12 protein-coding genes are annotated in these 12,661 nt (G+C 44.5%); 10 read left to right on the forward strand and 2 right to left on the reverse strand.

The annotated features are described in order from the left end of the window. Window positions 1-28: 28 nt before the first annotated feature. The 5 genes from RB622_RS15800 (at window position 29) to RB622_RS15820 (ending at window position 5,583) form a co-directional block, all read left to right on the forward strand. Window positions 29-1,705 carry a glycosyltransferase family 39 protein gene (locus tag RB622_RS15800; protein ID WP_308047539.1) on the forward strand — a complete coding sequence of 559 codons (1,677 nt, stop codon included), beginning with the start codon at window positions 29-31 and terminating at the stop codon, window positions 1,703-1,705. 197 nt (window positions 1,706-1,902) lie between these two features. Then, complete coding sequence (locus RB622_RS15805; protein WP_308047540.1) at window positions 1,903-3,417, forward strand: Do family serine endopeptidase; 1,515 nt, start codon at window positions 1,903-1,905, stop codon at window positions 3,415-3,417. Window positions 3,418-3,515: 98 nt separating this feature from the next. Next, window positions 3,516-4,076, forward strand: a complete 561-nt coding sequence (locus RB622_RS15810) for a DUF4136 domain-containing protein (RefSeq protein WP_308047541.1) — start codon at window positions 3,516-3,518, stop codon at window positions 4,074-4,076. Between the two features lie 71 nt (window positions 4,077-4,147). Then, entirely contained in the window at window positions 4,148-5,335 is a 1,188-nt protein-coding gene (locus tag RB622_RS15815; protein WP_308047542.1) for a hypothetical protein, read from the forward strand. Next, window positions 5,332-5,583, forward strand: coding sequence for a hypothetical protein (locus RB622_RS15820; RefSeq protein ID WP_308047543.1), 252 nt, complete (start codon window positions 5,332-5,334; stop codon window positions 5,581-5,583). The genes RB622_RS15815 and RB622_RS15820 overlap by 4 nt, the downstream gene beginning before the upstream one ends. Before the next feature lie 77 nt (window positions 5,584-5,660). On the opposite strand, the gene RB622_RS15825 is transcribed toward RB622_RS15820, so the two are convergent. Further along, window positions 5,661-6,353: a hypothetical protein gene (locus RB622_RS15825; RefSeq protein WP_308047544.1), complete on the reverse strand. Its 693-nt coding sequence runs from the start codon at window positions 6,351-6,353 to the stop codon at window positions 5,661-5,663. A 576-nt stretch (window positions 6,354-6,929) separates the two neighbouring features. Between RB622_RS15825 and RB622_RS15830 the strand changes: the two genes are divergently transcribed. From RB622_RS15830 to RB622_RS15850, 5 genes are all read left to right on the forward strand, one after another. After that, on the forward strand, window positions 6,930-7,607 hold the full coding sequence (locus RB622_RS15830; RefSeq protein WP_308047545.1) for a response regulator transcription factor: 678 nt from the start codon (window positions 6,930-6,932) through the stop codon (window positions 7,605-7,607). Beyond that, entirely contained in the window at window positions 7,604-8,884 is a 1,281-nt protein-coding gene (locus RB622_RS15835; RefSeq protein ID WP_308047546.1) for a HAMP domain-containing sensor histidine kinase, read from the forward strand. The genes RB622_RS15830 and RB622_RS15835 overlap by 4 nt, the downstream gene beginning before the upstream one ends. 59 nt (window positions 8,885-8,943) lie before the next feature. Beyond that, the gene (locus RB622_RS15840) at window positions 8,944-9,867 is read left to right on the forward strand and encodes an HAEPLYID family protein (protein WP_308047547.1); all 924 of its coding nucleotides are present in this window, start codon (window positions 8,944-8,946) and stop codon (window positions 9,865-9,867) included. Next, a complete protein-coding gene (locus RB622_RS15845) occupies window positions 9,800-10,240 on the forward strand; it encodes a PepSY-like domain-containing protein (RefSeq protein WP_308047548.1) in 441 nt (146 codons plus the stop codon). The genes RB622_RS15840 and RB622_RS15845 overlap by 68 nt, the downstream gene beginning before the upstream one ends. 182 nt (window positions 10,241-10,422) lie before the next feature. Continuing rightward, window positions 10,423-11,067, forward strand: a complete 645-nt coding sequence (locus RB622_RS15850) for an HD domain-containing protein (RefSeq protein WP_308047549.1) — start codon at window positions 10,423-10,425, stop codon at window positions 11,065-11,067. 82 nt (window positions 11,068-11,149) lie between these two features. Here the strand turns inward: RB622_RS15850 and zwf are convergent, their stop codons facing one another. Further along, entirely contained in the window at window positions 11,150-12,661 is a 1,512-nt protein-coding gene (zwf, locus tag RB622_RS15855; protein WP_308047550.1) for a glucose-6-phosphate dehydrogenase, read from the reverse strand.

Consider the following 12,661-nt stretch of genomic DNA (forward strand, 5'->3'; position numbering starts at 1 on the left):
ATGTGACATAATTCACCGAAGCTCAACGATGACTACACTGGAAATCTCTTTGCAGCGTTACTTTCCCTGGCTGCTCATGCTTGGAATTTTACTGAATGTGCCGGGTCTTTGGCTGGACGTGATGGAACCTGACGGGGCCTTGTACGCAACCATTGCCAAACATATTGTTCAGCACAACGACTGGATTAACTTATACGGTGACGGGCACGACTGGCTTGATAAACCCCATTTTCCTTTCTGGATGGCTGCCATCAGTTATAAGCTTCTTGGTGTCGACGGGTTGGCTTATAAATTGCCCGCTTTCATTTTCTGGCTGGTCAGTCTTTTGTATACCTATCTGACCGCGCGCGATTTGTTTAATCATACGGTTGCCAGAATTTCCGTGCTGATTTATACCGTCGCCCTGCACAGTACGTTGGCCAATTTTGATGTCCGTGCCGAGCCCTATCTGACCACCTGCCTTATCGCGGCCATCTGGCATATGTTGTGCATTTACGAGCGAAAGCACTGGATACATATTTTTGCTGCGGCTCTTTTTTCTGCCTGTGCGATCATGACAAAAGGTGTTTTTGTTTTAATCACACTGGGTGGCGGGTGGCTAATCTTTTGGGCGATAACAAAGCAATGGCAACAGCTTCTGAATTATCGCTGGTGGGTATTTCTGGCACTGACTTTCATTTTTATTCTTCCCGAACTGTTTTGTTTGTATCAGCAGTTTGACCTTCATCCGGAGAAAGTTGTTTTTGGCAGAACCCATGTCTCGGGCCTTCGTTTTTTCTTTTGGGATAGTCAGTTCGGGCGTTTTTTTAATACCGGACCCATCAAAGGAAAGGGCGATGTTACCTTCTTTTTACATACCACTTTATGGGCATTTCTCCCGTGGTCGATCGGATTAATTGCTGCGATTATACACCTGGTCAGGTTTGACAGGGCGCCTAATCCGTTGCGTTGGATTATCTATGGCAGCACCATCATCACGTTCGTATTGTTCTCGTTATCCAGGTTTCAACTGCCGCACTATATCGTGATCGAGTTTCCATATTTTTCAATCCTGACCGGATATTTTCTCTACAAAAAGGCACAGGATCCGATACTTAGGCGACTGGTTACTTTTCAAACCATTTTGATGTACATTTTGTGTGCGGCGATTTTGTGGCTGTTGTTTTTTACAAAATTGGAGTATGCGGTTGCGGGGGCAGTGGTTACCGTTATGCTGACGTTTGGCGCGACTTTTATCAGGTTACGGGAGCCACTCAGTCAGCTGCTTTTTAAAGGATATGCCACATCGGTTATGCTGTATGTATTTTTGTTTTATTTCTTTTATCCATTTTTACTGCGTTATCAATCGGGTACAGAGGCTGCGCGGTTGATCGACGCCAGGAATCATGACGAGATTCCGGTTGCATCCTACCAGTCTTTTTCCTATTCTTTTGAATTTTACGCTCCCGGTGATGTCAGACTTATAAAAAGTAATGACCAGCTGGGGCATTTTATCAAGAATAACCCTTGTTATTTGTACACGACAGCAGCTATCGGAGATAGTCTGCTGCGGGCAGGCGTCGATGCCGAAATCCTAGCGGCCCCACGGAATTTTCATATTACAAAACTGAAACTGGGCTTTCTGGACCACGATAAAAGAAGTTCAAAACTGCAAACCCGTTATTTACTTTTTATCAATGACAAAGTAGGGCTCAAAGCCAATTAATTGAGCAATGTGCGGGAAGCGTAGGAGATTTTTAAAAACTTCAGAATCTCTTCAGAATTCCCACAAGATTACAACAGGATCGTGTTGCAATTTTGAAATAACAAACAAGAGAAAGTAAGGGGTAAGGTCCAGCCGGCCTTCCTGAAACGCCTCTCGAGTTGGTTAATTCATCTTTCAACTTATCATCTTTTGTAGTCATGTTAGAAAAACAAAATATTAAAAAATTAGCTCCTGTTGCTCTGGCTTTTGCGTTTTTGGGCGGTACTTCTTACGCCATGTATGAGCACCTGAGCAAACCGGATACCATTTTAAACGGGGTGGAATCCAACATGCCGGTTGTAAAAGCCAGACTGGACGAAAAAAATGCGGGTGCCAATGTGGCCATGATTCCGGCCGATTTTTCATTTGCCTCTCAAAAAGCAACGGCTGCCGTTGTACATATTACATCGACGCTCAAAGCAGAAAGGACGGTAAGTCAAATGGAGGTGCCCGATGAGTTGAAAGAATTCTTCGGTGGCCGGAGTCCGTTTGGGCAAGAAGTGCCACAGGGGCGGGACAGGGGTGAAAAGCCACAAGCTTCCGGTTCGGGCGTTATCATCAATCCTGACGGATATATTGTTACGAACAACCACGTGATCCAGGGTGCAGAGTCACTGGAAGTAACGCTTGCTGATAAACGTACATTTAAAGCAAAGGTGATCGGTTCAGATCCGAATACAGATATTGCATTGATTCAGATTGAAGCGAAAAACCTTCCCGCCCTATCGTTCGGCAGCTCAGAAAATGTTAAAGTAGGGCAGTGGGTACTTGCCGTCGGAAATCCTTATAACCTTACATCGACCGTTACAGCCGGGATTGTCAGTGCCAAAGGTCGCAGCATTAATATTCTGGGTGAAAACTCAAAAGCACCTGTCGAATCATTTATTCAAACGGATGCGGCCGTCAATCCGGGTAATTCGGGTGGTGCGCTGGTGGATCTGAACGGAAATCTGATTGGCATCAACACGGCCATAGCGAGTCAGACGGGCCAGTTTGCTGGTTATTCTTTCGCCGTTCCATCGAGTATCGCGCACAAAGTTGTGGAAGATATTTCGAAATTCGGTACAGTGCAACGCGGTTATCTGGGCGTAGGAATCAGTGAAGTGGATGGCGAGAAAGTGAAGTCTTATGATCTTAAAGTCGACGAAGGTGTCCGTGTGGAAAATTTTGCCGAACAAAGTGCCGCGCGCGAATCCGGCATTAAAGTAGGTGATGTGATTACAAAAATTGACGGTCAGGCTATTGAAAGTGTGGCACAATTGCAGGAAGCCATTGCCCAGCATAAGCCAAGTGATAAAGTGATTGTGAACGTCAACCGCGACGGGGCCGAAAAAGCCATTACCGTAATTTTGAAAAGCAGTGCCGGAACATTGGTCGCTGAGAAATCAACCCAGACGCTTGATAACCTGGGTATTGAATTGCAGGATTTGACTGCTCAGCAAAAAAAGGCCTGTGATGTTGAAGCCGGTGTGCAGGTAAGCCAGATTAACGCGGGAAAAGTTCGCCAGAATACGGATATGCAGGACGGTTTCGTTATTACTAAAATAGATAGAACACCCGTGGGAAGCGTGCAGCAGGCCATGAAAGCATTGGAAGGTAAAAAAGGTGGGGTCATGATTGAGGGGATTTATCCGGGAAGTCAGGAAACACAATATTATGCGATTGGTTTGTGATTGTAGGGGCGGGTCTCGTACCCGCCCTTCCACAGATGCAATGTTTATGTTTTAAAGAGAATTTTTTTCGGAGTATTAAAAATTTAACCACCGTAAAAATGAAAAAGAATCTGATTGTGCTGGGCGTGCTTAGTATTTTAAGCAGTGTGGTTTTTGCGAATAATCCTCATTCCAAAGTGACAGAAGGTGCACCGGCCCGCACCTATAACTGGATCGTGCCTGATATGAAAAAAAATCAAAACCCGATGTACAGCAGCACGTACTCCCGTCAGCGGATACAAAAGGCTTTTGATGAAGCGCTGAATGGCAGAGGTATGGTAAGGGAAACCCAGAATCCCGATCTGCTGCTGCAATTTCATACCTACACCCAACGCGTTCGCAGAAATTACTATGGCGGTTATCCCATGATGGGTTATCCGATGATGGGATATGGTTGGGGAATGCCTTACGGCGGATATGGTTACGGTTATGGTGGTTATCCATCTTCCAGCAACAACACCGACGGGACACTGATTCTCGATGTGATTGATGCAAAAACCGGTGAAATTATCTGGCAAAAGGCAATCTCGGGAGATGTCAGCAATCCCAACCATCTTGAAAAAAGGATCAATAAAGGTGTGAAAAAATTGATGAAGGATTTCCCTGTCCGTCAGAGTTGAGCAGGGAGGATGTCCGTGTAATTCTGATCAGTTAAAGATTAAAAGTAATTCAAATTTTAATAGGTAAGCACATGAAATCGCTTAAAAAAGGTAATCCCGATATTTGTTACGAAGGAGAAAAAGCCTTTAAATTTCGCTCATTTACAACCATTTTCGCAGCAATAGCACTGGTAACCGTCTCGATTACCGGTTATAGTCAAAACGATCAGAATAATTACAACACGCAGCTGTCTTATCGTGACAACAGATCAGGTCCCGTGGCGCAGAGCATTGCGCCGACTGTGGCTCCGTACAGTGAAGAGATCAGAAATAACATCCTGATTGCGACGCAGTATCCTGATGTTTTGGAAAAACTGGCACGTATCCGGGAATATACCACCCAGGCTTTTCAGGGAACGATTCAGGGTTATCCTCAGAAAAAACAAAACTGGTTTTACGAAGTATCCCGCTATCCCGAGTTGATGCATGATCTGGCAACGCTGCCTCGTAAACAGTCAAAAGACCAGATTAACAGTCTTTTGAGCAACCCGTCGAAGGAATTGCAGGAAGCCGCCTGGAAGTTGTATAACAATCACCACGCAGACCTGACGACTGTTGATAATCTGAACCAGCAGGCGATTAATTCTTTTCAGGATCTGATCAGTCCGTTGAGCGGTGATGCGCAGGAAGCATTCAAATCATTGCAGGAAATGCCCGATGTTTTGTCCATTCTGAACGACCACAAAGATCTTACAGCACGGCTGGGTGAAGATTTTAAAAACGATCCGGATGGAACGCGTCAGAATCTTGCAGCGATGCACGATAAAATAGATGCGGAGAATAAAGAAGATCTGGCCAATTATAAAAATAACCTTTCACAGGATCCCGAGGCTCAAAAGGAATATGATCAGGCGTCCCAGCAATATGCGGCGTCCGGTGGTTATAGCTATCCTGCGCCAACAGGTGACAAAGTGATCAATTATTACAACAATCCGTATTCTTACTGGTTCGGATATCCTTACTGGTACGGCTCACCGATGTGGTATCCGGGCGCATTTGGTTTCAGTGGCGGACTGTATTACGGAGCCGGTTTGTATGGATATGGTTTCCCGACCTGGGGATTTTCAACCTGGTTTTTGGCGGCGCTTACCGGTATTATCCTCATTTGTACCGTACTTACAGCAATTATTACCGCAATCAGTACATCAGCAGAGGCCGGTATATTTCTCCCCGCAATGGATTTATCGGGGCAGCCGGAAGACATTACAATCCAGAAATGAGTGCACGCTCAAACTGGTTGTCATCACCACGTAGTTATAGCCGTCCCGGCGGTGTGCAGTCCCAGGGTTTCCGTTCTGCACCGAACCAGGGGGTTTATAATCGGAGTTATAACAATAACGGAAGAAGCTACAACAGTGGAAGTTTCAGAAGCGCACCCTCTTACGGCGGTGGATATAATCGCGGTGGATATAGCGGCGGCGGTTTCAGAAGTGGCGGCGGTGGAGGTTCCCGTGGAGGACGTCGGTAATGAACGTACGATTTTCACAAAAGCAAAAAGCGGTATTCATATCAGAATGCCGCTTTTTGCCTTTCTGAAATACCATCTTATTTCTTGCCAGCCCTCCATTTTTTTATATCCTTGTAAATCGTTCCCGGATATAAAGTGAGCCCATAACTATAATAGACCCCACCGAACCCCTGACGAAGATTTCCCTTGGAAAGCGCATTTCGATAGCCCACCTGTAGGTTCAAACCGGCCCAGGGCGTGAGACGGTGTTCGGCGTATATTCCAAGCTGAAATGGCTGAAAATATCGTTCTCTTCTTCTCATGATCAGATCTTCAAAGAAATCCTTATAATGAGAAGATTCTTTCCCCAAACCAATTTCAACGGGGGCGGAAAGAATCCATTTGGGCGTTTTTAAAATCGGATACCAGTAAGCCAGGCTGACAAACTGAACGTCGGTTTGTTTGATGCTGGATAAATGAATCGTCGGAGAAAACATTTTCCGAAACCGGATCACACTATGCGAGCTATTGTAGCCCAGCCAGTAATAACCCAGCGTGAGGCGATGTAGTTTTTTGCCGAAACTCACGCCGGCTCTTACGCCCCAAATGTTGATGTGTTTATGGTCAATAAAGGTATTCCGGGAGTCAAGGTTAAATAAGAAGGCCGCTTTTTTGGTAGAAGACGAATCTTTCTGCGCATGTAGCGTGCAGGAAAACAGGACAAAAATAATGCACAAGCCAACGGATTTAAAACCGTTACAGCATACAATATTGCGCACTGCTATTTTCATATTGGGATACTTCCTGGACCTGTTGCTTTAAAAGTTTTTTTTCTTCTTTCTCTACTGCTGTAAATGTATTCATAAATTATCACGAAGTTGTTTAAACTTATTTGGGCTAACTCAATATACGTAACACGAATTGTATTGTAAGGCAGTTTTACCATCGGCAATCGGCTAGAATTTCATCCCTTGCCTTCATAAGATAGCCGAGGTGGCCCCACCGAAAACCGATAGGGTTGCAAAGAAATCCATCAGCCGCAAAATCCCGGAGGGATGGAATTATTGTAGAAAGTAAATGTCAGGCCGTTCCAACAAACCCCGTCAGGGTGGCTGATTCGTTGTGAGTAGCCACGGAATGAGAATTTTTGGCGGCGTTGTAAATTCGATTTTTGAAATGGTTATGTCACCCCTTCAGGGTTATGGCCTGAAGGTTCGCTCGCATTTTCTACAATAATATCATCCCTTCGGGATTATCTATAAGTTTAAACAACTTCCACATAAAATTTAATTGTTATCCCCTGATTTATTCATAAAACGGTAACTTTTCCAGATTCTTTCCAGTTTTGTTTTTGATCTTTACGGATTATGAAAATACTGATCATTGAAGACGAAACGGAGCTGATGGAAGTGATTCGCCAGTCGCTGGAAAAGGAGAATTTTCTCGTAGAAAGTGCTTCTGACTATCATAACGCACTGGACAAAGTTATTTCCTTTGACTACGACTGCATTTTGCTGGATATCATGCTTCCCGGAGGAAGCGGACTGGATATTTTGCAGGAGCTTAAAAACCTGGATAAGTCAGATAATGTCATTATCATCTCGGCCAAGGATTCTCTCGAAGACAAACTGACGGGGCTTGACCTTGGTGCAGACGATTATCTGACCAAACCATTTCATATCGCCGAACTGAATGCCAGAATTAAATCCGTTTTGCGGAGAAAGTCTTTTGGTGGGAAAAATACGGTCGAACTCGCGAACGTAAAACTCGATCTCGATGACCGGACTTTGCTTATTGATAATAAACCGTTGCTACTCAATCGTAAAGAATTCGATATTCTGACCTATATGGTCGTTAATAAAAACCGTCTTGTGAATAAAACATCTTTGGCTGAGCGCGTTTGGGGCGATCACATGGATGAAGCGGATGACTATGAGTTTATTTATTCCCAGATTAAAAACCTGCGTAAGAAATTGAAGGATAACGGTGCGGGTGTGGAAATTCAGGCCGTGTACGGGCTCGGTTATAAACTGTTGATACTATGAAACTTCTGAATCATACGTTAAAGTATCTTTCAATTACTTTATTTGTAATCATCAGCATCTGGGCGGCGATTTTTTACATCAATATGCTGGATGAAGTATATGACAGTTTGGATGACGGACTGGATAATTACAAACTGCTGATCATCAACAAAGCCGAAGAAGATTCCACGATTCTGACCAAAACCGAGTTTGCTGAGAGTAATTATGAGATCCGTGAAATCCCTGAAACCATCGCTTTGCAGCGTAAGGATACGCATGTGGACACGTTGATGTATATGGAGAATGAAGAAGATTACGAACCGGTTCGGATGCTCACATCCGCTTTCAGGATGAATAACCGCTATTATGAGCTGAAAGTGATTTCGTCGATGGTGGAAGAGGACGACCTGATCGAGGATTTGCTGTATTCTTTGATCTGGCTTTATCTGGCGATGATTGCCAGTATTCTGCTCGTCAATAATTTCCTGCTGCGAAAAACCTGGAAGCCATTTTATGTTTTGCTGGAACAGCTCCGGGGTTTCAAGCTCGGGAAAGATCCGATGATAAAGCCTGCGGAAACACAGGTAAAGGAATTCAAGGAATTGAACGAGGCAGTCAGTCTGCTGATTAACCGCTCGCTGGAAACCTACCACGGACAGAAGCAGTTTATTGAAAACGCCTCACACGAGCTGCAAACACCCTTGGCGATCAGTATCAACAAGCTGGAATTGCTGAGTGAAAAGGAAGATATGGACGAGGCCAATCTGATGGCGATCGGGCAGGTGATCCAGACACTGGCAAGGCTGACGCGGCTGAACAAGTCTTTATTACTATTATCGAAAATCGAAAACAAGCAATTTCAGGAAAATGAAAGGGTTGATATCAATGCGGTTTTTAAAAACCTGATTGAGGAATTTACCGATTTTGCGGATTATAAAAATGTAACCATTTCGTATCAGGAGCACGGGCAGCTGTATGCAGACATGAACAAAAACCTGGCGGAGATATTCGTTACCAATTTTTTAAAGAATGCGATTGTCCATAATGTTTCCGGCGGATCGGTACAGATAACGGTAAACCCGACATCTTTCACAATAACGAATTCGGGAAGTGATGCACCGCTGGACAAGGACAAGGTTTTTCAACGTTTTCAGAAGAAATCAAACGAAAAAAATACGACTGGTCTGGGACTTGCGATTGTGAAGGCGATCGCAGATTTGTATGGATTGCCGGTTGCATATTCTTACCAAAACAGACATCAAATGACGGTTTCTTTTAACCAAGGGAGCATCGGGTAACAGATTACCAGTTCTTTCCGGTTTTGACTTTTAACATTGTGGTATCAAACGTTAAAAGTATGAAACACATCATCAGAACACTCGTATTGGCAATGGCCTGTTCAGTAGCTTTCGGGCAAACGGATTCTCTGCCCAAGCCGCCGGTCAAGATTCACCACGCAGAACCTTTGTTCATTGATCTTATTCGCGATCTGGGCGCACGCAGAGGCGAGAAAGAGCTAAACGTTGGCTGGGGCATGGAAAGCCGGAATGGTTACGTTGCGAATACCGGTTTTTTCGAGTATGAGTTTTCGCCGGTTAACAGGCTGGGGCTTGAAGTGGAAGTGCCTTTTACGTTTTACAAACCGGTATTTGAACACAAGGAAGGGGAGGATGCACCGAGAAATCGCATGGAAGGCGTGAAACTGGCGTCACAATATACTTTTCTTGTTGCTCCCAAATGTAATATGTCCATGGCCGTTGGCTATATCCATGAATTCAGGGCACATTCTTTTCATTCCCTAAGTCATGGCTCGGTTCCGTTGAAGGGACATAATATGAGCCCGTTTTTTGTGGTGGCAAAAAGGTGGGGAAAACGAATCCATTCGATGATTTACACGGGACCGGAATGGGAGTTTACAGCCGGTGAAAAGAAACCCGAAAAATACTATCAGTTGAATGCCAGCATGCATTACCAGTTGAAAAATGGAGGGAATTTGTTAGGCGTGGAATTGAATCAGGAATATTTTGGGTGGAAAGCGGAGACTGTCGTGCGACCGCAAATTAAATTGGTTTTGACCCCAAATCTTGCGTTAGGATTAGTGACGGGGATTCCCTTAAATTTGAAGGATCATGGCATCAGTTTTTTAGCGCGGGTGATATTTGAGCCGCCAAAACGTAGCAAGTTGTATTTTGTTAAACCTAAATTGAAATCATATGAAAAAGTTAATTTTTGTACTATGCGGCATGCTTTACGCTGCTGTGAGTTATGGTCAGGATATTAAGGAAACAGAGGTTCCTTCGGTTGTTTTAAATACCTTCAAACAACAATATGCCAAGGCGACTGCTGTGGAGTGGAAATTGAAAGCCGGTATGTATAAAGTGGAATTTGCGATCGGGAAGGACGACCACGAACTGTGGCTTGAAAAAACAGGGAAGGTGGTGAAGCATAAGGAAGAAATTAAGGCTGAACAATTGCCAAAGGAAGTGGTAGCCGCGATTAGCAGGGATTACAAAGGGTACAAAATCCATGATCCTAAGAAAACCGATAACGCTGGAGTGGTTACGTATAAGGTTGAATTAAAGACGGCAACTTCGGAAATGGACGTAACTTTTGATAAAACAGGCAAGGTGATCAGTAAAAAAGCCGAAAACTGATGGTGGAAAATACGGTGATTTTGGGGCATAAAACCGAAGTAGAAAAATTTTTTCTTGAAAAGTCCGTTCTCTATGCATACATTCAAAATGTATTCGAAATTCACCCATATCTTGGTACAGGTTTTGTAGTGAAATCGTGTGGCCAGCTGATGTAGTTATGTGTCAATTATTATTTCCAGGGTATGAAGTATACTGAAATTCTCGAGGTGGTTCAGCAGTATATTGAGCAGTTTTACAAAGCCAAAGAAGATTCGACGCTGACCTTCCATAATTTTGCGCATACGCATGATGTGGTAACCCATGCGACGAAAATGGCGAAGCATTACGGTTTGGATGAAAAGGAAACTTTTATTGTCACAACGGCTGCGTGGTTTCATGATACGGGTTATTATACTGGCGGCGCAGACGGGCACGAGCAGAGAGGCGCAGAAATGGCTGGCGGGTTTTTAACAAATCTGGGGGTAGAGGAAGCGTTGAATCAGGAGGTTCAAATGTGCATCATGGCTACGGTCATGCCTCAGAAACCTGAAAATCTCTTGCAGCAGATCATGTGTGATGCAGATTTATACCACTTCGGAACCGAGGAGTTTTCTGAACGGAATATGCTGATGCAGGAAGAAGTGGAAAGGAAGACGGGTTGTAAAATTGACACCAGTAACTGGCGAAAAGCGACAATCTGTTTGCTGGAATCACATTTTTTTAAAACCGGCTATGGCCGGGAATTGCTGGAATATGGTAAAAAGAAAAACCTGGAACGGTTGAAACGTAAGGAATCAAGAGGAATGATCAGAAAGTCGCACATTTCAAACACTTGTCTGGGCGACTAGAATCCGGGTGTTTTAAAGATTTAGCATAAAAAAGGGGAGAGGTCGCAGCGACTTCTCCCCTTTGATTTTGTATGATAAAAGGTTATTTCTTGCTTTTGATCGGTAGGGTAAACCAGTGAAAACCATCCCTTGCTATCAAGGCTTCTGCAATTTCCGGTCCCCATGAATCAGCCGAGTAATTCGGGAAGTTCAGACTTTTTCTTCCTTGCCATGCGTTCAGGATCGGCATGATCAACTCCCAGGCCGTTTCAACCTGGTCGCCGCGCATGAACAGGGTCTGGTCGCCAAGCATCGTATCCAGCAGCAGTGTTTCGTATGCTTCCGGTGCTTCGGTTGTGTAAGTTCCTTTGTAATCGAATACCATATCCACTGCATTCAGGTACATATCAAGTCCCGGACGTTTGGCCTGAACTTGCAGACGTATGCTCATTTCTGGTTGTATGCTGATAATGAGCCTGTTTTGTTGCCAGCTTTCATTAGCCTCAGTTGGGAATACCAGGTGTGGGACGTCCTTAAACTGAATGGTAATCACCGAAGCCGACTGATGCAGACGCTTTCCGGTACGTACGTAGAACGGAACGCCCTGCCAGCGCCAGTTATCAACGAAAAACTTAATAGCCGCGAAAGTCTCGGTGTTGGATTCCTGATCCACTTTCGGTTCTTCCCGATAGCCTGGAACTTCCTTGCCCTTCATCCAGCCGCTGCCATACTGTCCGCGAACGGCCGATAAACGGACGTCTTCTGGCGTAAACTTCCGCATGGCTTTCAATACGTCCACTTTCCGGTTACGAATTTCGTCGGCATCAAAGCTCACCGGCGACTCCATCGCTACAAGACAAAGCAGCTGCAAAAGGTGATTCTGTATCATATCGCGCATGGCTCCCGAGCCGTCGTAATAATCACCGCGTTCTTCAACGCCCAATTGCTCGGTTACTGAAATTTGTACGTGTTCAATATAATTCCGGTTCCAGATCGGTTCGAGAATCGCGTTTGCAAAACGGAACGCCATGATATTCTGAACCGTTTGTTTTCCCAGATAATGGTCAATACGGTAAATCTGTTTTTCGTCAAAAATGCGGGAAAGCAGCTTATTCAGCGCAACGGCCGAATCCAGGTCGTGACCGAATGGTTTTTCAATGACAATTCTGGTTTTCTCAGGATCCTGAAGGTTGCTTTTTGAAATATTTTCGGCAATAATCGGGAAGAAGTTGGGCGATACGGCCAGATAATAAATGACGTTGGCTTTGGTTCCCCATTCTGCATTGTGGTTATCGATACGAACACCAAATTCTTTGTACGTTTCGGCATTCTTGATATCAGAAACCTGATAATAAAGATGTTTCGAAAACGCTGCCCATTTATCTTCCTTTGCTTTACCGCTTCGTGAAAATGAATTGATGCCTTCCAGGATTTTTACCTTGAAATCATCGTCAGACAAAGGTGTACGGCCCGTTCCGATGATTGAGAAATTGTCGGGAAGCCAGCCTTCCAGGTAAAGGTTATACAAAGCCGGAGCCAGTTTTCTGGAATTCAGGTCACCGGTACCGCCGAAAATAATGAATATCGTTGGCTGTGATTTTAATGTTGAATACAT

The organism is Dyadobacter sp. LHD-138, from assembly GCF_030929615.1.
Classification (GTDB): Bacteria; Bacteroidota; Bacteroidia; order Cytophagales; family Spirosomataceae; genus Dyadobacter.

Excerpts from the sequence above, each read along its gene's own strand:
- RB622_RS15800 (WP_308047539.1), top strand. The coding sequence starts at position 29 with ATGACTACACTGGAAATCTCTTTGCAGCGTTACTTTCCCTGGCTGCTC.
- RB622_RS15805 (WP_308047540.1), top strand. The coding sequence starts at position 1,903 with ATGTTAGAAAAACAAAATATTAAAAAATTAGCTCCTGTTGCTCTGGCT.
- RB622_RS15810 (WP_308047541.1), top strand. The coding sequence starts at position 3,516 with ATGAAAAAGAATCTGATTGTGCTGGGCGTGCTTAGTATTTTAAGCAGT.
- RB622_RS15815 (WP_308047542.1), top strand. The coding sequence starts at position 4,148 with ATGAAATCGCTTAAAAAAGGTAATCCCGATATTTGTTACGAAGGAGAA.
- RB622_RS15820 (WP_308047543.1), top strand. The coding sequence starts at position 5,332 with ATGAGTGCACGCTCAAACTGGTTGTCATCACCACGTAGTTATAGCCGT.
- RB622_RS15825 (WP_308047544.1), bottom strand. The coding sequence starts at position 6,353 with ATGAAAATAGCAGTGCGCAATATTGTATGCTGTAACGGTTTTAAATCC.
- RB622_RS15830 (WP_308047545.1), top strand. The coding sequence starts at position 6,930 with ATGAAAATACTGATCATTGAAGACGAAACGGAGCTGATGGAAGTGATT.
- RB622_RS15835 (WP_308047546.1), top strand. The coding sequence starts at position 7,604 with ATGAAACTTCTGAATCATACGTTAAAGTATCTTTCAATTACTTTATTT.
- RB622_RS15840 (WP_308047547.1), top strand. The coding sequence starts at position 8,944 with ATGAAACACATCATCAGAACACTCGTATTGGCAATGGCCTGTTCAGTA.
- RB622_RS15845 (WP_308047548.1), top strand. The coding sequence starts at position 9,800 with ATGAAAAAGTTAATTTTTGTACTATGCGGCATGCTTTACGCTGCTGTG.
- RB622_RS15850 (WP_308047549.1), top strand. The coding sequence starts at position 10,423 with ATGAAGTATACTGAAATTCTCGAGGTGGTTCAGCAGTATATTGAGCAG.
- zwf (WP_308047550.1), bottom strand. The coding sequence starts at position 12,661 with ATGTATTCAACATTAAAATCACAGCCAACGATATTCATTATTTTCGGC.